This window comes from Dyella ginsengisoli, from assembly GCF_044904665.1.
Classification (GTDB): Bacteria; Pseudomonadota; Gammaproteobacteria; order Xanthomonadales; family Rhodanobacteraceae; genus Dyella_A; species Dyella_A ginsengisoli.
Genome location: NZ_JADIKM010000003.1, coordinates 796408 through 815219, shown reverse-complemented (window position 1 = coordinate 815219; position 18812 = coordinate 796408). Strand labels below are relative to the sequence as shown.

The window sequence follows — 18812 nt, the reverse complement described above, 5'->3', positions numbered from 1 at the left end:
CGGCCCATCGGGCGCGCGACGCGCGCTCGGCACGCGGCACCGGGCCTCCCGCGGCATGTAACGGACATCCACCTGCGGAGCGTTGAATCATGCAGCAAGCGACACCTGCCCCCTGGGGCGACCTGCGGCGGCAATCGGGGCGGCTCGCATGGCGCTACGCCCTGCTGGGCATCGCCTGGCTGGCGGTTTCCGACACGGTGGCCGCGTGGCTCCCGGCCGGTTCGGGACGCGAGCTCTACTTTGCCACCAAGGGGCTGGTCTTCGTGGCGATCTCGGCGCTGTTCATCCACGGCCTGCAACACCGCGCGATCAACCGCTTCATCGAAAGCAGGAGCGAGATCGAGCGGCTGGAGCAGGGCTACGCCGAGTTGATCGACAATCTGCCCATTCCCTGCTTCGTGGTGGAGCCGTGCCATGGGGTGATCCTGGAGGCGAACCGGGCAGCACGCGATGTCTACGGGGTCGCGCCGACGTCGCGGCTCGCGCGCTGTCTGGCGGACCTGGATGCGCAGGCGCGCAGCCCCCTCGCGGTGGAACGATCGAACCCCCGCTGCAGCGATCAACTGGTCAAGCACCGGCGTGCCGACGGCAGCGAGTTCGATGTACGGCTGCTGGCGACCCACCTGGGCCGCGCCGACGGCGAGGTCGACCTGGTCATGTGCCTGGACGTCACGGCCCAGCTTCGCGAGCAGGAGCTGCAGCGGCTGCAGGCCGGCATCGATCCGTTGACCGGCCTGCTGACGCGCGGTGCATTGAGGGAGCGCGTCGCGCGTTCGATTCGCGAGGCGCCCGACCAGCACCAGATGGCCGTGCTGTTCATCAACATCGATCACTTCAAGTTGATCAACGACACCCAGGGGCACCCGAGCGGCGATCTCCACCTTCGCGAAGTCGCCACGCGGATCGGTGCGTTCGCCGACCAGGACGTCATGGTCGGACGCTTCGGCGGCGACGAATTCGTCGCCGTGATGACAAGGCCGGTGACACCGATGGCGCCCATCGAGCTGGCCAGGAACATCCGCAGCGCGGTCGCCGGTACCGGCAGCGGCGACGACTTCGCGGTCGCCCGGACGTGCAGCATCGGCATCGCCTGGTGGCCGGAACACGGCACGGACGTCGACACCCTGCTCAGCGCCGGTGACGCGGCCCTCTGCCACGCCAAGCAGGCGGGCAGGGATCGCGTGGTGCAGTTCGATCCCAGCATGCGCCGCGAGGCCTGGCGCTACGTGGAGCTGGTGCAGGGCCTGCGCCAGGCGCTGGCGCTCACTCGCCTGCATCTGCGCTACCAGCCGCAGTTCTGCCTTTCGACGGGAAGAATCGTCGGGCTCGAGGCCTTGTGTGCGTGGCGGGGGAGCGGCGGGGCGGAGATCAAGGCCAGCGAGTTCATTCCCGTCGCCGAGCGCAGTGGACAGATCGTGGAGCTCGGGCAATGGGTGCTCCGCGAGGCGCTGGGACAAGTCTGCCGCTGGCTGGCAGAGGGTACCTACGACGGCCCGGTGGCAATCAACGTGTCGCCGGTGCAGCTTCGGCAGCCGAGCTTCGTCGACTTCGTGCAGTCCACGATCATTTCGACGGGGCTCCGTACCCAGCTGGTGGAATTGGAAATCACCGAGACCGTCGCACTGCATCTGGACGAGGAACTGCGCACGAGCCTGATCCGCCTTGCCGGCATGGGCATCGCCATCGCCATCGACGACTTCGGTCGCGGCTACTCGAGCCTCTCGCATTTCAAGCGCCTGCCGATCACCCGGCTCAAGATCGACGCTTCGTTCGTGCGCAACGTCGACCGCCTCTGCGACAGCCAGGCAATAGTCAACTCCATGCTGCAGATGGCCCGGGCGCTGGGCATCAGCACGGTGGCCGAAGGGGTCGAGCGCAAGGAAAAGGCGCTGTGGCTCAGGGCACACGGTTGCGACGCGGTGCAGGGCTACCTGTATGCCCGCCCGGCCTCCGCCGCGACGCTCGACTTCGCCCGACGTCACGCGCTTGAAGACGAAAGCGAAGCGGATTTTCCGGCATGACCCGAGTTGTCCGCACGAAGGCTGCACAAGTCGGAACCGGCCGCCGCGGCCGCATACTTGCGCCGCGCGGTCCCGCGATGCCCGGACATTGTCGGCTGGCCGCGGCGACGGTTCGCGGACGAGTGTCGTGTTCGGATGGTGTGTGGGGTGGCGCAGAAATCGCCGATCGCAAGCCGAGCAGGTGCTTCAGCGAGGAATCGCGGTGGACGTCTGGACGTCCGCCAGCTCACCGCTCGCCGGTGCGGCGTAGGTCGTCCGGTGTGTCGATGTCGCTGAGGTCGGCACCGTAGCTGGCTGGCTCGACCAGCAGCACGCGGGCGGCTTCACGGTGCAGCCAGTCTCTTGCGCCATGCGGACCTCCGGCCGCAGCGAGTGCAGTGAAATCGGCGTGCGGGAACAGGACCGGCGGACCGGCACGGCCGGCCTGTGCGGTGGCAATGATCTGCGTCGGCGACCGCGCGTGAAGTGCGAGCAAGCGCGCCAGCAGCGCCGTGCCCAGTCGCGGCTGATCGGCCAGCATTACCAGTACGCCGCTGGCTTGCGCATGAGTGGATTGCACCGCACGCACGCCGGCGGCCAGCGAGCTGCCCAGGCCGTCGCGCCAGCCATCGTGCACCACCATCTGCAGCGGCAGGTCGGCCAGCACGGGCGCTACGCGCTCGGCGCCGGCGCCCAGCACCACGATCACCGGCACGCCGCAGGCCAGCGCCTGTTGCGCGGCGCGGCGCACCATCGGTTCACCGTCGATCAGCGCCAGCTGCTTGAGGCTGCCGAAGCGGCTCGCTTCGCCGGCGGCCAGCAGCACGAGCACGGGGGGCTGCGTGTTCATCCGTGGATGGCACCGTCGTTGTCGCGCAGCGGGCCGCCGCTGCGGCGGTTGATCACGGCCATGATTTCGGCAGCTACCGCCAGGGCGATTTCCTCCGGCGTCTCCGAGCCGATGTCCAGCCCGGCTGGCGCGTGCAGACGCAAGCCGGCCAGTTCGGATGCATGGCGCATGCGCGACACCCGCTCGCGCGAGCCGAGCGAACCGACGTAGGCCACCGGCGCAGCGCGCAGCGCGGCGAGCCAGGCGATGTCGCGCTCCAGGTTGTGCGTCATCACCACCACCGAGGTGTGGCCGTCCAGCGGCAGCGCGTCGTGCATTTGATCGGGCGTGGTGCACAGCGTGCGCAGCCCGGGCGGCAGGTCCGGCGCATGCAGCCGCGCCGGATCGTGGTCGACCAGGGTGGTCTGCCAGCCCAGCGCGGTGGACAGCGGCAGCAGGGCGCGGGCGGCAGCGCTGGAGCCGATCACCACCAGCGCATGCGGCGGCTCCAGCGACTCGAGCAGCACGTCCAGCATGCCCAGCGAGGAGGGCAGGCGCAGCGTGGCGGCGCCGCGCTGGTGCCGTGACGCGCAGGCCTCGGCAAGGCTGCGATGGATCGCTGCGTCGTCGGTGGCATCGAACAAGACCTCCTGCCCGCACCACACCATGCGCCGCGGTGCGATCACCTGGCCATCGATGGCGAACAACGTGGCGAGTCGCGCGTCGATGCGTGCGCTCAGGCACTGGGCGAGGCTGTCGACGAAATCCATGGCACGCGGCGGCGACAGCGGTTCGATCAGGATCTCCAGCTCGCCGCCGCAGCCCATCTCCATCAGCACGTCCAGTCCGGACTCGCTGTTGTAGTGGGCCCGCTTGGGCTCTCCGCTGGCGATCACCTCCAGCGCGCGCGCCACGATGTCGCGCTGCGGGCAGCCGCCGGAGAGTTCACACACCACGCTGCCGTCGTGCAGCACCAGCATGTGCGTGCCGGGCCGGCGGAAGGTGGAGCCGCGCGTGCGGGTAAGCGTGGCCAGCGCGGCGCGCGGCTCGGCGCTTTGCCGCAGCCGGTGCAGGGCGTCGAGCAGCTGGGCCAGTTCGTGGGGGGAATTCATCGGAGGGCGGGGCAGGAGTCGGCGGGAGTCACGCGATGCCTTGGCTGCGGTGGGGCAGGTGGGGATGGTATCGGGTTGGTGTGCGAGTGGCTTTGGTAGCGATTGCCGGGATGCCATCGGAGTGGCGGATGCATGGTCAACGGCAAGGTGGATGACCGGCATCCGCCGTTGAAGAACGTTTCCCGCTTGACCAGCCTGCGGCTGTTGAAATGCGTCTCGCGGGGATGACGAAAAGAGCGAGGCTGACGAGGCCCTTGACGAGCTGGAGGCGGAAAGCGCTGCTGCCGCTCTGTTCGAGCGTGGAACGGCCCGCCCCGCGAACAGACAGGCCGCTCCAAATCCTCACACGACCGTCGAGGTCAGCAGCTGCTCGATCTTCACCGGCAGGTCGCGCACGCGCACGCCGGTGGCGTGGTGCACGGCGTTGGTCACCGCGGCGGCAAAACCGGCCAGGCCGATCTCGCCGATGCCGCGGGCACCCAGCGCGTTGAGCTTGGTGTCCGGATAGTCGAGGAACAGCACGTCGATCTGCGGCGCGTCGGCGTGGGTGGTCATCACGTAGTCGGCCAGGTTGCTGTTGATCGCCTTGCCGTGGCGCGGTTCGTACTGCGTCTCCTCGAACAGCGCCATGCCCACGCCCATCGCGATCGCGCCCTCGATCTGGTTGCGGCCGGTCATCGGGTTGAGGATGCGCCCGGCGTCGATCGCGGTGACCACGCGGCTCACCCGCAGCCGCGCGATCGCCGGCTCCCAGGTCACCTCGACGAAGTGCACGCCGTAGGAGTGCATGGAGAATTTCTTCGCCTCGGCGTCGCCGAAGGTGTTGCGCGACTTGCCCTTGCCCTCGACGTGCGCGAGGCGCGCGTCGCCCAGCACCTGCTCGAACGGCACGCCCGATGCGGCCGGTTCTTCCTTGCGGTGCACGCGGCCCTCGGTGAAGGTGAGCTGGTCGGCCCTGGCGTTGGCGAACGCGCCGTGGCCCGCGGCCGTCTCCAGCAGCTGCTCTACCGCCTTGCCGGTGGCCTGCGCCACGGCGGGCACCAGCGAGCCGGTGACCATCGAGCCGCCAGACAGCGGCCCCGGCGGCAGCGCGCTGTCGCCGATCACCACCTGGATGCGATCCATGGCAATGCCCAGGTCGTGCGCGACCATCTGCGCCAGCATGGTGTAGGTGCCGGTGCCGATGTCCTGCGTGCCGCTGGCCACGCGCACGCTGCCGTCGGCGTTGAGCAGCAGCGATACCTCCGCGTCGAGCCGCTGCGCCATCCACGCGCAGCCGGCCACGCCCCAGCCGATCACTTTGCCGTCCGCACGCATGGCACCGATACCCGGGTTGCGCCTGGCCCAGCCGAAGCGGGCCGCGCCTTCGGTGAGGCACTCCTTCATGTGGCGCGAGGAGAACGGCAGGCTGGTGCTTTCGTCGATGGCCGGCTCGTTGCGCAGGCGCAGCTCCACCGGGTCGATCTTCAGCGCCAGCGCCAGCTCGTCCATCGCCGACTCCACCGCGAACAGGCCGGGCACCGCGCCGGGGCCGCGCATGGCGGTGTTGGGCGCAATGTCGCGGCGGGCGCGGCCGCTGGTGATCTTCAGGTTGGGCGTGGAGTACAGGAACGCGGTGACCTCGCCGCAGTCCTCCTTGCTGTGGTCAGTGCGCGAGGTGCGGTAGAGAAAATCCTGCCGCAGCGCGACCAGCTTGCCGTCGTGGGTGGCGCCCAGACGCATGCGCTGCTGGGTGTTGGTGCGGTGACCGACGTTGTGGAACATCATCTGCCGCGTCACCACCAGCTTGACCGGCTTGCCCAGATCACGCGCCGCCGCCGCGGCGAGCAGCGCGTGCGGCCACGGCCACAGCTTGCCGCCGAAGCCCGAGCCGAGAAACTCGGTGACGATGCGCACGTTCTCCTTCGGCACGCCGAGCATCTGCGCCATCACGTCGCGGTGGTTGATGATCGACTGGGTGGTCTCGTACAAGGTGAATGCCTTGCCGTCCCAGGTGGCGACGCTGGCGTGCAGCTCGATCGGGTTGTGGGTCTCCGGCGGGGTCGTGTAAGTCTGGTCGACCGTGACCGGCGCGCTGGCCAGTGCGGTATCCACATTGCCGCGCTCGGAGTCGGTGGTCTGCTTTTCCTCGGCGTTGAGCTGCATGCGCACGTCCGGCGCCGTCACGTTGCGGTAGCTCACTTTCACCGCGCGCGCCGCGGCGGTGGCCTGCTCGAAGGTGTCGGCCACCACCATCGCCACGTACTGGCCGTAGTAGTGGATGGTGTCGTCGTCCAACGGCGGGCGCGCCTCGTCGATGTAGCCGGACTTGCCCGGCTTGTAGAACCGACCGATGTTGGCGCGGGTGTAGACCTTGCGCACGCCGGGCATGGCCGCCGCGGCGCTGTCGTCGATGGCGGCCACTTCGCCGCTGGCGATGGTGGCGCCCACCGGCACCGCGTAGAGCAGGCCGGGGAAGTGGTAGTCGGAGCTGTAGCGGGCGGTGCCGCTTACCTTGAGCGGGCCGTCCACGCGGGCGTGGCCGTGGCCCAGGGCGGGCAGGGTGCGGGGTGCGTCGGGTGCCATGAGTCGGTTCTCCTGCGTGCGGCGCTTACGCGGCCGCTACGGTGGAAAGGGCATGCGTGAGACAGCGCCTGGCGAGCTCCACCTTGAAGGCGTTCTCGCTTTGCGGCTTCGCGTCGCGCAGTGCGGCGCTTGCCGCGGAGGCGAAGGTGGCCGGCTCGGCCATCTGGCCGAGCAGCGCCTGCTCGGCTTCCAGCGAGCGCCACGGCCGCGTGCCCACGCCGCCCAGCGCCACCCGCGCATGGGTGATGCGTCCGCTGTCTGTGCTCAGCACCACGGCGGCCGAGGCCAGCGCGAACTCGTACGAGGCGCGGTCGCGCAGCTTGAGATAGTGCGAGCGGGCGCCGCGCGTTGGCGGTGGCAGCAGCACGTGGGTGATCAGGTCGCCTGGCTGCATCACCGTCTCATGCTGCGGTGTATCGCCGGGCAGCAGGAAAAAATCGGCGATCGGCACGGTGCGCTCGCCGCCGGTACCCTGGATCACAATGCGCGCTTCCAGGGCGGCCAGCGCCACGTTCATGTCGCTGGGATTGGTGGCGATGCAGTGCTCACTGGTGCCCAGGATCGCCAGGCTGCGGTTGGCGCCGTCGATCGCCGGGCAGCCGCTGCCAGGCTCACGCTTGTTGCACGGCATGTGTTCGTCGCGGAAATACATGCAGCGCGTACGCTGCAGCAGGTTGCCGCCGGTGGTGGCCATGTTGCGCAGCTGCGCCGAGGCGCCGGCGAGCAGGGCCTCGGAGAGCACCGCGTAATCGCGCTTCACGTCGGCGTGGTTGGCGAGATCGGCATTGCGCACCAGCGCGCCGATCTTCAGCCCGCCGTCGGGAAGCCGCTCGATGTCGGCCAGCGGCAGGCGGTTGATGTCCACCACCTGCGCGGGCGTTTCAACGTTGAGTTTCATCAGGTCGAGCAAGGTGGTGCCGCCGGCGACGAAGCGCACGCTGGCGCCCTGCTGGGCGGTGGGCGAGCGGGCGCCGGCGTCGATCGCCTGGCGGGCGTCGGTGGCGCGGAGGAAGGTGAATGCCTGCATGGTGTGTCTCCCTCAGCCCTTCCGGACCTGCTGGATGGCGGCGACGATGTTCGGGTACGCGCCGCAGCGGCAGATGTTGCCGGCCATGGCCTCCTTCACGTCCGCATCGTCCGGGCCCCAGGGTTCTTTCAGCAATGCGGTGGCCGACATGATCTGGCCCGAGGTGCAGTAGCCGCACTGGTAGCCGTCGTGCTCCACGAACGCCTGCTGCATCGGGTGCAGGCGACCGGGCTGGCCGAGGCCTTCGATGGTGGTGACCTCTTCGCCCTCGTGCATCGCCAGCAGGCTCAGGCAGGAGTTCACCCGTCGGCCGTTGACGTGCACGGTGCAGGCGCCGCACTGCCCATGGTCGCAGCCCTTCTTGGTGCCGGTGAGGTGCAGGTGCTCGCGCAGCGCGTCGAGCAAGGTGGTGCGCGGATCGACGGTGAGCGTCTTCGGCTGGCCGTTGACGGTGAGCTGCACGGTGAGCTGGCTCGCGTCGCCCGCCCCGCCGGCATCGCCCACCGGCACATGCGCCATCGCGGTGGCGGCCAGCGCGTGGCCGCCCAGGCCCAGCGTGGTGGCCGCACCGGTCATGCCGACCATCTGCAGGAAGCTGCGCCGGCTCAGCGTGACGTTGCCGGTCGCAGCGTGATCAAAGGGCGAGTTGGGATCGGGCTTGCGCTCGGTCATGTCGGGCTCTCCGGAGGCGGATGGCGGGCGGGTGCGGCTGCGCGGGAATCCCCCGGCCGGACGGCGGCGCGGGCGGATTGCCAACGTTACACCCGCACCGGTGAAACGGCAGTCATGGCCTGCGTCCGCACCGTTTGACCTGCATCAACGTGGCCGCCCCCCACGCCGCACAGACTCGTCGATGCGCGACAACCTCGCCGCGCAGCCGCCCCCCGGAGGAACACCCCATGACCACACTCGCTCGCTGGAATCCCTTCAAGGCCGCCACCCGGATGGATCCGATCGGCAACTTCCCGATCAGCAGCTTCGACGAAATGTTCCGCAGCCTGGCCAGCCGCCCGCTGTGGCGTGAGATGGACATTGCGCCGGACATGCGCCTGGACGTCACCGAAAAAGACAACGCCTATCACGTCAAGGCCGACCTGCCCGGCGTGGACAAGCACGACATCGAGATCTCGGTGGAAGGCAACCAGGTGGCGATCAGTGCCGAGGTCAAGCGCAGCACCGAGCAGAAGAACGACGAGCAGATGCTCTGCAGCGAGCGCTACTACGGCAAGGTCTTCCGCACTTTCAGCCTGCCGGCGGAGATCGACTCCAGCAAGGCGGATGCGCACTACGAGGGCGGCGTGCTCACGTTGACCCTGCCCAAGAGCGGCAACGAGAGCAGCCGGCGCATCACGGTGAGCTGATGCGCGCCAGCCGGCGTGCCGCGTGGGTGCGGCGCGCCGGTCATGATGTGCTTGCGCTCAGGCCAGCAGCTGCGGCGGCAGCCGGCTGCGGATCTCGTCGCCGCGCAATGCGGTGAAATCGTGCTGGATCTCGCCGCTGACACAGCCGGCCACTTGCTTGTCGAGCGCACCGTGCAGCGCGCCAAGAAAGCGCGGCGGGGCCACCAGCACCAGATGCTGGTATCGGTGGTCGTCATGGCCACGCTGGAGCGCGTCGCCCAGCATGTGCGCGAATTGATCGGTGCTTTTGTCGCGCAAGGTGGTATGCGGCTCGATCGCGTGGCGCGCGCTGCCCATGCTTTCATTTACCCGCGGCGCGCGTTCGGTGGTGGCATGGCGACCGGGCGCGCGCCCGTCGGGATTGGCGAAGCAGGCGACCTCCTGCCAGGGCTCGCTGCGCCCGGTCGCTTCAAACAGGCGCGCCCGCGCCGCGTCGGCCACCAGAATCCACGTCGAAGTCATGTACGCCTCCTGCCCCTGTGGGCATGTGCTCGTCGTTGTTCGTGACGATCACTCTAGGCAGTGGCGCGGCCGTGGCGCTTGACGCGCATCAACTGCCGGCGCGTGATGCGTGGATAGGCTCACCCACTGGCATTGATGTGAGGAGCACGCCGTGAGCCATCTGCATACCGATCGACTGCGCAACGACCTGGGCCAGATCAGCAGCGACATCGAGCGCCTGCTGCGCGACGCGGCCGACGACGCCGGCGGCCTTGCGCAAGAGACGAAAGACAAGCTGCAAGCCGTGCGTGAGCAGCTCATGGAACTGGAGCGCGACACGGCGGAACGTGCCGGTAAGCGCCTTGCCCGAGCGCGCGAGCGTGTGCGCGAGCAGCCGTGGCTGCTGATCGGCACGATCGCCGCCGGCGCGTTCCTGCTGGGCCTGCTGGGACGCGGGCGCATCGATTGATGTCGCGAGGCTGGGCGGGCAGGCCGGCGTGATGTCCGGATCCTTCCGGTAGCACCATTGCCGGCATGCCGCACCCATCGGAACGGTGCAGCTCCGCGAGGCGACGGCAGTTGATCGCGATCAACTGCACGACAACTCCTCAGCGGCGGGTCTGCATCTCATGCGTTTCCTCGCGGGCCAACGCCTGGCCGAGGTCGACCATATGCGTGCCGAGCGCGCCGACGATGTCGTCGGCGGTCACCATGCCGGCGAGTCCGCCCTTGGCGTTGAGTACCGGCAGGCGGCGCACACCGCGCTCACGCATGGCAAGGATGGCGGCGAACAGGCCTTCCGATTCGGTGCAGGTGGTCACCGGTTGGCTCATCACCTGCGCCAGCGTGAGCGTGGATGGATCGCCCCCCGTGGCCACCACTGCCACCACGATGTCGCGATCGGTGACGATGCCCACCGGGATGCGCTCGCCATTGGGTTTTTCCACCACCACGAGAGAGCCGACGTGATGCTCGCGCATCGCCTCGGCCGCTTCACGCACGGTCGCCGTGGCCTGGATGCTCACGACATGGTGGGTACAGAGGTCGGCAATCTGCATGGGCGCGGTCTCCCGATGGAGCGATGGGTGGGGCCTGGCGAGGTCGGCCGAGCAGATGTGCCGGGGACGATGCTGGCGGTAGTGCGGCGAGCGTCCCGTCATGCCCAAGTCCCGCGCGTGACGGCAGGGCAGACAGGCGCTACGGATGGTTCGGCGACAGGTGTCTCGGCAACGGACATCGGCGCACTCCAGTGCGGCGGGAAGGGGGGAGGTCCACTGTGCGTGGCTGGGTGCGGAGCTTGTTGATCTGCATCAAGCAGGTGCGCCCTCGGGTTGATGCACATCAACGTACGCGCCTCGGGGCTGGCCGAGCATCGCCGAACGGTGCGGTGTATCGATCATCGCCACCATCCACGACACGGCGGAGGACACCATGGCGGCGACCCATGCGCAGAGCTTTCTGGATCGCGCCGATGCCGGCACCCAACTGGCGCGCGCGCTGAACATCTACCGCGGGCAGCATCCGCTGGTGCTGGCGATCCCGCGCGGGGGCGTGCCGATCGGCCGCACCGTCGCTGACGCGCTCGACGGCGAGCTGGACGTGGTGCTGGTGCGCAAGCTCGGTGCGCCGGGCAATCCAGAGCTGGCGATCGGCGCGATCGACGAGCAGGGCCGGGTGTCGCTCAATGAGTACGCCGAGGTCGCCGGCGCCGACGAGACGTACGTGCAGGTCGAGGCCGCCGAACAGCTGGAGCTGATTCGCGCCAGGCGCGCCCGTTACCGGCCGCAGGGCGCATCCATCGATCCGGCGGGGCGGCTGGTGATCGTGATCGACGACGGACTGGCCACCGGCGCCACCATGCAAGCCGCGCTGGCGGCCGTGCGTGCGCGCCACCCGGCACGACTGGTGTGTGCGGTGCCGGTGGCGGCACCGCGCAGCCTGGCCGAGCTCGACGGGCAGGCGGACGACGTGGTTTGCCTGGTCGCCCCACCCGGGTTTCACGCCGTGGGGCAGTTCTATCACCGCTTTCCTGCCGTGTCCGACGAGGAGGTGATCCGCCTGCTGGCATCGGCACCGTCGGCTTCGGCTTCGGGCAACCGCACCGTGCAAAGCGTGCGCCTGCCGGTGGACGGGTTGATGCTGGAGGGCGATCTCACCGTGCCGGCGCAGGCGCGCGGGTTGGTGATCTTCGCCCATGGCAGCGGCAGCAGCCGGCTCAGCCCGCGCAACCGCGCGGTGGCCGAGGTACTGCACCGCGGCGCCATGGCCACGCTGCTGTTCGATCTGCTCAGCCCGATGGAAGACAGCGACCGGCGCATGCGTTTCAACGTGTCCCTGCTCGCGGCGCGGCTGGGCCAGGCGGTGACCTGGGCGCGCGGCGTGCCGGCCCTGCAGGCGCTGCCGATCGGCCTGTTCGGCGCCAGCACGGGCGCCGCGGCCGCGTTGATGGTGGCGGCCGAGCAGCCCGAGGACGTGGCCGCGGTGGTCTCGCGCGGCGGCCGGCCGGATCTGGCCGGTGCCGTCGCCTTGGCGCGCGTCACCGCGCCCACCTTGCTGATCGTGGGCGGCGCCGATACCGACGTGATCACGCTCAACCGGCAGGCGCTGGCGCAAATGAACGGTGTGACCGAACTGGTGCTGGTGCCGCGCGCCACGCACCTGTTCGAAGAGCCCGGCGCGCTCGAACGGGTGGCTGCGCTGGCCTCGGGCTGGTTCAAGCGCTGGCTCGGCGCATGAGCGCCATCGTCACCGCACCGCTGGACGCCATCCGCGCCATGGCGGTGCGCCTGGACGACGCCGACCACGACTACGACGTCCTGCTCGATGCCAGCATCGGACGCCAGTTCGTGCTGCTCGGCGAGGCCACCCACGGCACCCGCGAGTTCTACCGCATGCGGGCGGACATCACGCGGCGGCTGATCGTGGAGCAGGGCTTCGACGGCGTGGCGGTGGAGGCGGACTGGCCCGATGCCTGGCACCTGCACGATTACGTGTGCGGTGGCGGCGCATCGATCGAGCAGGCGTTCGACGCGTTCGAGCGCTTTCCGCGCTGGATGTGGCGCAACGCCGAGGTGTTGCCGTTCATCCGCTGGCTGCGCGAGCACAACGAGCCGCGCCGGCCGGAAGCGCGGGTAGGCTTCTACGGGCTGGACATGTACAGCCTGTATCGATCGGCCGCGGCAGTGGTGGCGTACCTGGAGCGGGTCGATCCCGAGCAGGCCGAACTCGCGCGCGAACAGTACGCCGCGCTCGATCACGTGCGCGATCCGCAGCGCTACGGCTACGAGGCCGTCATGGGGCTGCGTCCGGACTGCCGCGAGGCAGTGCAGCAGCGATTGGCCGATCTGCTCGACCGCGCGCCGGATTATCTGGACCGCGACGGCAGCACGGCGCGCGACGCGCAGTTCGTCGCCGAGCGCAATGCGCACGTGGTGGTCAGCGGCGAGGCGTACTACCGCAGCATGTTCGCCGGCCGGCAGAGCAGCTGGAACCTGCGCGATTACCACATGACCCAGACCCTGTTCGCGCTGCAGGAATATCTGCGCGGCACCGGGCGTACCGGCCGGCTGGTGGTGTGGGCGCACAACTCGCATCTGGGCGATGCGCGCGCCACCCAGATGGGACACGCCGGCGAATGGAACGTGGGCCAGCTGGTGCGCCGCCGGGTGGGTGCGCGCGATGCGCTGCTGGTGGGTTTCACCACTTACACCGGCCACGTCACCGCGGCCAGCGACTGGGGCGGCGAGCCCGCGCGCATGGCCGTGCGCCCAGCGCGCAGCGACAGCTACGAGGCGCTGTTCCACCACAGTCGGATGGACCGCTTTTACCTCCCCCTGCAGGAGCTGACGGCGCGAGTGCTGCACGAGCCGATGCTGGAGCGCGCCATCGGCGTGATCTACCGGCCCGACACCGAATACGCGAGCCACTACTTCAGCGCATCGCTGCCCGAGCAGTTCGATGCAGTGTTCCACCTGGACGAAACCGAGGCGGTCGAGCCGCTCGACGACGGCGAGGCCATCGACGAACTGGCGCGGATCCAGCCGGGCAGCCGATAGCCACCAGCATCGATCGGACGCCCGGTGGCGGGCGGTTCCCCGCGGACGGTCAGTGCCGCAGGAACAGCGGCAGGGTGGTGTGCTGCAACAGGTATTCGGTGGTGTCGCCGAGCCTGGCTTCCCTGCGCCGTGCCTTGCCGCTGACGCCGGCGATCAGCAGATCGCAGCGATGGATCGACGCGACCTCCAGCAGGGTATGGCCGGCGGCCACGCCCTGGCTTGCCACCACTTCCTCCCGCACGTGGATGCCGTGCGCGGCCAGATGCGCCCGCGGGTCGAGCGTGGGCCATTCGCCCGCACGGTGTTCCTCGTGTGGTTGCGCGGCACGCATCAGAAGCACGTCGCCGGCCTTGCGCAGGAGGGGAATGGCCGCGTGCAGGCTGCGCGTGGCCGCGGCGGAGCCGTCCCATGCCAACGCGATGCGCTCCAGTCGCCCCAGCACGCAGAACGCTGTCGGCACCACGATGCACGGCCGGTCGGACAGCACGGCAGCGCGGAGCAGCGTGCTCAGGGTGCTTCCGTCAAAACCGTGGGGCCGATCCAGCACGATGAGATCCGCGGTGGCGCCGGCGGCATCGAGGATGTCGCGCGGGTCGCCCAGCGCCACCTGCCAGCGCGCTTCCTGCGCGCCCAGGCCCAGCGCCCAGGCGGCGAACTCCCGCCCCGCCAGCATCGCGCAGTGGATTTCATTGGTGGATTCGGCCATCCATTCGGCCAGCCCCGAAGCGACGTTGCCGGCGGCGGGCATGGTCGGCAGCGGCCGGCCGGCATACAGCCCGGTAAGCGAGGCACCGAGCACTGCCGCCAGTTCCGCGGCGTATCCCATGCCGGGGCTCCACTGGCGGAAATCGGTGCAGTAGGCCAACAGATCACGCATGCCCGCTCCGGGTTGATCGCGGGGTGCGCGTGCGCTGGTGGATGCCGTCATGCCAGACGCGTACATGCGCACCTGCACGCAAAGAATGAGTCGACGCCACGATGCACGCGCCGCGCGGCAAGGCGCTTGATCCAAATCACCCTTGCGGCTCGGCGCGACGCGCGATTGATCCGGATCAAACATCGCGCCGCGCCGCGCCGGACACTGCATCGCCTCTCATGCGGACCATCGCCGATGAACGATCTGCTTATCCACGTGCGATCGCTCGATCCTTGGACGCGCGCCGCCGAGTACGGCGTCGGGCTGGCTGCACTGCTCGAGGCGTCTGTTACCGGCGCGTTCGTCTATCCCTCGCCGCTGCAGGTGGCACCCACCTACAGCTCGCCCGAGCTGCTCGCGGCGATTTTCGCCAGTGCGCGCGAAACCGCCGGGCTGGCGCGCGCGCAGGCGCAGCCGTTCCTGCACTGGGCGCGCGAGCGGGGAGCGCCGCAAGCGGCATGGCACGTGGCCGAGGGCGATGCGGCCGAAGCGCTGGCGCACATCGGCACGTGGCACGACCTGTTGCTGCTGGATCGCGGCAGCGATGAGCCATCCACGCGCGGACCCGCGGAGCTGGCGCGACTGATCCTGGCGGTGGGATTGCCGTGCGTGGTGGTGCCACGGCATGCCATCGTGCCGGTGTCACTGGATTGCATCGCGATCGGCTGGAACGGATCGCAGGAGGCGGTGCGCGCCATCCACGCCGCACTGCCGCTGCTGCAGCGCGCGACGCGGGTGGTGCTGCTCCAGGGCCCGCTGCGCCGGACCTATCCGGAGATCACCTGGAAGCCTCCGCTGGATATCGACCTCTACCTGCAGCGCCACGCGGTGCACGCCGAGCATCGCCCGCTGGGCAACGATGCAGGCGAGGCCGGCGAGGCACTGCTGGAGGGTGCCGCCCACGTCGGCGCCGACCTGCTGGTGATGGGCGCCTACGGCCGCAGCCGCTTCAGCGAATGGGCGCTTGGCGGCGCGACCCGGCACGTGCTGGCCGATGCCGCACTGCCGGTGCTGCTGCGGCACTGAAACCGCTCAACGCACCAGCAGGATCGGCACCAGGCAACTGCGCATCATCGTGGTGGTGGTGCTGCCCACGATGAACTGGCGGATGCGCGAGTGCCCGTAGGCGCCCATCGCCAGCAGGTCGATGGCATGCAGCCGCACGTAGTCGGCGATCACGGTGTCGGCGTGGCCGGGGATCATTTCGATGCGCGGGGCCACCCCGGCGGCATCCAGCAACTGGCTGGCCCAGTGCATCGCTGCCTTGCTTTCGGGCGACTCGGTGGCAGCGATCACCACATGGCATTCCAGGCCGGCGAGTAGCGGATGCCGTGCGGCCAGCTCCACCGCCTTGCGCGCGCTGGCACTGCCGTCGAAGGCCACCAGCACGCGCTGGATCGGCTTGAACGCGCGCGAGGCCACCAGCATCGGATGATTGATCGCGCGCGCCACGCGCTCCACGTTGCGGCCCAGGTGCAGCTTCGCCATGTCGGCCGCCTCGCCGCGCTTGCCCATCACCAGCAGGTCGAACGCGGTGTCGATCTCGGCGAGGGCGTCCACCAGGTCTCCGTGGCGCAGCCGCGGGTGCACCGGCTCGACGCCCTGCGCGCGGGCTTGCCGTGTCGCTTCGTCGAGCAGGGCGCGGCCCCGTTCCAGCGCCAGCTTGCTGCGCTTCTCATCCAGCGCGGCCAGTTCCTGCAGGAGTTCCTCGCTGGCGCCCAGGCCGATGCTGCCACTGAGGTTGGAGGTGGGGGAGTGCTCGGGATGACGGTCTAGCGTGTGCATCAGCTCCATCCCCGCGCCCAGGCGCGAGGCGGCCCAGATGGCGTGGTCGAGCACGCTCTGCGTGTAGATCGAGTGGTCCAGACAGGTCAGTACGGTTTTCATGGTGTTGTTCTCAATGGCCCATCAGTTGTTCGACGGCGTCGGGCTTGTCGTGCACGCCGAGGCGATCGACCAGGGTGGCGCTGGCTTCGTTGAGGCCATGAACCACCACGTCCGTGCCTTCGCGGCGGAACTTCAGCACCACCTTGTCCAGCGCGGTGACGGCGGTGAGATCCCAGAAGTGCGCGCGGCTCACGTCGATGCGCACGCCATCGAGTGCCTCGCGGAAATCGAAGCCGGCGATGAAGCTCTCGGCGGAAGCGAAGAACACTTGCCCGGTGACGCGGTATTCGCGGATGCGCTCGTCGGCGCTGAGCGCCGAGCCGACGTGCAGCACGCGGCCCACCTTGCGCGCAAAGAACAGCGCGCTGAGCAGCACGCCCACCATGACGCCCTTGGCCAGGTCATGCGTGCCCACGACCACCACTACGGTGGCGACCATCACCACGCTGGAGGACTTGGGATGCGTGCGCAGGTTCTTAACCGACGACCAGCTGAAGGTGCCGATCGACACCATGATCATTACCGCCACCAGCGCACCCATCGGGATCAGGCTCACCCACGGGCGTGCGAACACCACCAGGATCAGCAGGAAGATGCCCGCGCACAGCGTGGACAGCCGCCCGCGGCCGCCGGATTTCACGTTGATCACCGACTGCCCGATCATCGCGCAGCCGGCCATGCCGCCAAACAGACCCGACACGATGTTGGCCGTGCCTTGGCCGATGCACTCGCGACTCTTGTTGCTCGACGTGTCGGTGAACTCGTCCACGATGGCCGCCGTCATCATCGATTCGAGCAGCCCCACCACCGCCATCGGCAGGGAGTAGGGCAGCACGATGCGCAGCGTCTCCAGATTGAACGGCACCTGCGGAAACAGGAACGTCGGCAGGCTGTCCGGCAGCGTGCCCATGTCGCCCACCGTGCGCACGTGCACGCCGGCCAGCACGGTGAAGATCGTCAGCACCACGATGCAGATCAGCGGCGAGGGAATCACCCTGGTGAAGCGCGGCACGCCGTAGATGATTGCCAGCCCGGCCACCACCAGCGCATACACCTGCCACGGCGCGCCGATCAGCTCGGGCAGCTGCGCCATGAAGATCAGGATCGCCAGCGCGTTGACGAAGCCGGTCACCACCGACTTGGAGACGAAGCGCATCAGTGCGCCGAGCTTGAACACCCCGGCGAGAATCTGGAACGCGCCGGTCAGCAGCGTGGCGGCCATCAGGTATTGCAGGCCGTGGTCGCGCACCAGGGTCACCATCAGCAGGGCCATTGCGCCGGTGGCCGCCGAAATCATGCCCGGCCGCCCACCGACGATGGCGACGGTGACGGCGATGCAGAACGAGGCGTACAGCCCCACCTTCGGGTCGACGCCGGCCACGATGGAAAAGGCGATCGCCTCGGGAATCAGCGCCAGCGCCACCACGGTGCCGGCAAGCACGTCGGCGCGAACGTTGGAGAACCACTCCTTGCGGAGGTTCTGAAGATGCATGGGAAATATCCGGACAAACGCGCGTGCCGTGCCCGGATAAGCGGGCCGGCGACGCAAATCAGAGGGAAGCTCGACCGCGGCGCGGGAGCGGAAAACCGAGGGGCGGCGAAGCCTACGGTGGCGGAGCGGGTACGCCGCGAGATGCGCGTGCCGCGGGGGCGTGATCGATCAGGAACATCGCGAAATTCTAGCAGGCGCCAACGGCACCGTCCCGATGGCGGTCAATCAGGGCGTCCGGCGGGCTGTTACACACTGTTACAGACCGTTGCGGGTTTGCGTTTGTCTGGCGCGGGCGGCGGGTTAGGTTCGTGATGCGCCACTGTCTGCCCATGCCGAGGAACTCCCCATGTCCGTGACTGCCCGCGATTTCGCCGTTCTTGCCAGCATGACGCCCGAGCCCACGACGCGGCCGCGCCTGGACGACGTGGACATCGACAAGCTGCGCCAGCACATGATGGTGATCCGTCGCAAGGTGCAGGCCGGGCAGTACGTCTACCGTGCAGGGCAGCCGTTCCACGCGCTGTACCTGGTGCATGCCGGCTTCCTCAAGAGCTGCGAGCTGGCGCGAGACGGTCGCGAGCAGGTCACCGGCTTTCGCATGCGCGGCGATCTGGTGGGCGTGGAGTCGATCGGCCTGGGCCAGTACTCGTGCGACCTGGTGGCGCTGGAAGACAGCGAGCTGTGGGAGCTGCCCTATCCGCCGGTGCTGCTGGCGTGTCGCGAACTGCCGGAACTGCAGGCTCGCCTGACCACGGCATTGGCAGAGGAGATTCGCCGCGACCGCCTGTGGATGCTCTCGCTCGGCACGCTGAGCGCCGAGCGCCGGGTGGCCGCCTTCCTGTTCGACGTGGCGCAGCGGCATGCCACGCTGGGCTTCAGTCCGCGCCATTTCATCCTGCGTATGGGCCGCGCGGACATGGGCAGTTTCCTCGCGCTCAAGCACGAAACGGTGACGCGCGCGCTCTCGCGGCTGGCTGAACTGGGTTACATCACGGTGCAGCGGCGCGAGGTGCGCGTGCTCGATACCGCCGCGCTGGCGCGACTGGCGGGGCAGGGCGAAGCGATCCACTGAATCGCCGTACGTTCGC

17 protein-coding genes are annotated in these 18812 nt (G+C 69.1%); 7 read left to right on the top strand and 10 right to left on the bottom strand.

Going from position 1 to position 18812, the window contains the following annotated elements:
• Positions 1-89: 89 nt before the first annotated feature.
• The gene (locus ISP17_RS13920) at positions 90-2021 is read left to right on the top strand and encodes a putative bifunctional diguanylate cyclase/phosphodiesterase (protein ID WP_404634127.1); all 1932 of its coding nucleotides are present in this window, start codon (positions 90-92) and stop codon (positions 2019-2021) included.
• Positions 2022-2247: 226 nt separating this feature from the next.
• Here the strand turns inward: ISP17_RS13920 and ISP17_RS13915 are convergent, their stop codons facing one another.
• The 5 genes from ISP17_RS13915 to ISP17_RS13895 form a co-directional block, all read right to left on the bottom strand.
• A complete protein-coding gene (locus ISP17_RS13915) occupies positions 2248-2850 on the bottom strand; it encodes a nucleotidyltransferase family protein (protein ID WP_404634125.1) in 603 nt (200 codons plus the stop codon).
• Positions 2847-3941, bottom strand: coding sequence for an XdhC family protein (locus ISP17_RS13910; protein WP_404634123.1), 1095 nt, complete (start codon positions 3939-3941; stop codon positions 2847-2849). Before ISP17_RS13910 ends, ISP17_RS13915 begins: the two co-directional genes overlap by 4 nt.
• A gap of 342 nt (positions 3942-4283) precedes the next feature.
• A complete protein-coding gene (locus ISP17_RS13905; protein ID WP_404634121.1) occupies positions 4284-6506 on the bottom strand; it encodes a xanthine dehydrogenase family protein molybdopterin-binding subunit in 2223 nt (740 codons plus the stop codon).
• A 25-nt stretch (positions 6507-6531) separates the two neighbouring features.
• On the bottom strand, positions 6532-7533 hold the full coding sequence (locus tag ISP17_RS13900; protein WP_404634119.1) for an FAD binding domain-containing protein: 1002 nt from the start codon (positions 7531-7533) through the stop codon (positions 6532-6534).
• A gap of 12 nt (positions 7534-7545) precedes the next feature.
• A complete protein-coding gene (locus ISP17_RS13895) occupies positions 7546-8205 on the bottom strand; it encodes a (2Fe-2S)-binding protein (protein ID WP_404634117.1) in 660 nt (219 codons plus the stop codon).
• A 227-nt stretch (positions 8206-8432) separates the two neighbouring features.
• Here ISP17_RS13895 and ISP17_RS13890 point away from each other — a divergent pair, with 227 nt between their 5' ends.
• The gene (locus tag ISP17_RS13890) at positions 8433-8894 is read left to right on the top strand and encodes an Hsp20/alpha crystallin family protein (protein WP_404634115.1); all 462 of its coding nucleotides are present in this window, start codon (positions 8433-8435) and stop codon (positions 8892-8894) included.
• A 57-nt stretch (positions 8895-8951) separates the two neighbouring features.
• On the opposite strand, the gene ISP17_RS13885 is transcribed toward ISP17_RS13890, so the two are convergent.
• Complete coding sequence (locus ISP17_RS13885) at positions 8952-9395, bottom strand: host attachment protein (protein ID WP_404634113.1); 444 nt, start codon at positions 9393-9395, stop codon at positions 8952-8954.
• 151 nt (positions 9396-9546) lie between these two features.
• Here ISP17_RS13885 and ISP17_RS13880 point away from each other — a divergent pair, with 151 nt between their 5' ends.
• Positions 9547-9843, top strand: a complete 297-nt coding sequence (locus ISP17_RS13880) for a DUF883 family protein (protein ID WP_404634111.1) — start codon at positions 9547-9549, stop codon at positions 9841-9843.
• A 139-nt stretch (positions 9844-9982) separates the two neighbouring features.
• Here the strand turns inward: ISP17_RS13880 and ISP17_RS13875 are convergent, their stop codons facing one another.
• A complete protein-coding gene (locus tag ISP17_RS13875; protein WP_404634109.1) occupies positions 9983-10432 on the bottom strand; it encodes a CBS domain-containing protein in 450 nt (149 codons plus the stop codon).
• 373 nt (positions 10433-10805) lie between these two features.
• Between ISP17_RS13875 and ISP17_RS13870 the strand changes: the two genes are divergently transcribed.
• Positions 10806-12110, top strand: coding sequence for a phosphoribosyltransferase family protein (locus ISP17_RS13870; protein WP_404634107.1), 1305 nt, complete (start codon positions 10806-10808; stop codon positions 12108-12110).
• Positions 12107-13429: an erythromycin esterase family protein gene (locus tag ISP17_RS13865; protein WP_404634105.1), complete on the top strand. Its 1323-nt coding sequence runs from the start codon at positions 12107-12109 to the stop codon at positions 13427-13429. Before ISP17_RS13870 ends, ISP17_RS13865 begins: the two co-directional genes overlap by 4 nt.
• A 49-nt stretch (positions 13430-13478) precedes the next feature.
• Here the strand turns inward: ISP17_RS13865 and ISP17_RS13860 are convergent, their stop codons facing one another.
• Positions 13479-14306: a universal stress protein gene (locus ISP17_RS13860; protein ID WP_404634103.1), complete on the bottom strand. Its 828-nt coding sequence runs from the start codon at positions 14304-14306 to the stop codon at positions 13479-13481.
• 234 nt (positions 14307-14540) lie between these two features.
• Here ISP17_RS13860 and ISP17_RS13855 point away from each other — a divergent pair, with 234 nt between their 5' ends.
• Positions 14541-15371, top strand: a complete 831-nt coding sequence (locus tag ISP17_RS13855) for a universal stress protein (RefSeq protein WP_404634101.1) — start codon at positions 14541-14543, stop codon at positions 15369-15371.
• A gap of 6 nt (positions 15372-15377) precedes the next feature.
• Here the strand turns inward: ISP17_RS13855 and ISP17_RS13850 are convergent, their stop codons facing one another.
• Positions 15378-16232: a universal stress protein gene (locus ISP17_RS13850; RefSeq protein WP_404634099.1), complete on the bottom strand. Its 855-nt coding sequence runs from the start codon at positions 16230-16232 to the stop codon at positions 15378-15380.
• A gap of 10 nt (positions 16233-16242) precedes the next feature.
• Entirely contained in the window at positions 16243-17724 is a 1482-nt protein-coding gene (locus ISP17_RS13845; protein WP_404634097.1) for a SulP family inorganic anion transporter, read from the bottom strand.
• Between the two features lie 346 nt (positions 17725-18070).
• Between ISP17_RS13845 and ISP17_RS13840 the strand changes: the two genes are divergently transcribed.
• Positions 18071-18796: a cyclic nucleotide-binding domain-containing protein gene (locus ISP17_RS13840; RefSeq protein WP_404634095.1), complete on the top strand. Its 726-nt coding sequence runs from the start codon at positions 18071-18073 to the stop codon at positions 18794-18796.
• The last annotated feature ends 16 nt before the right edge of the window (positions 18797-18812 follow it).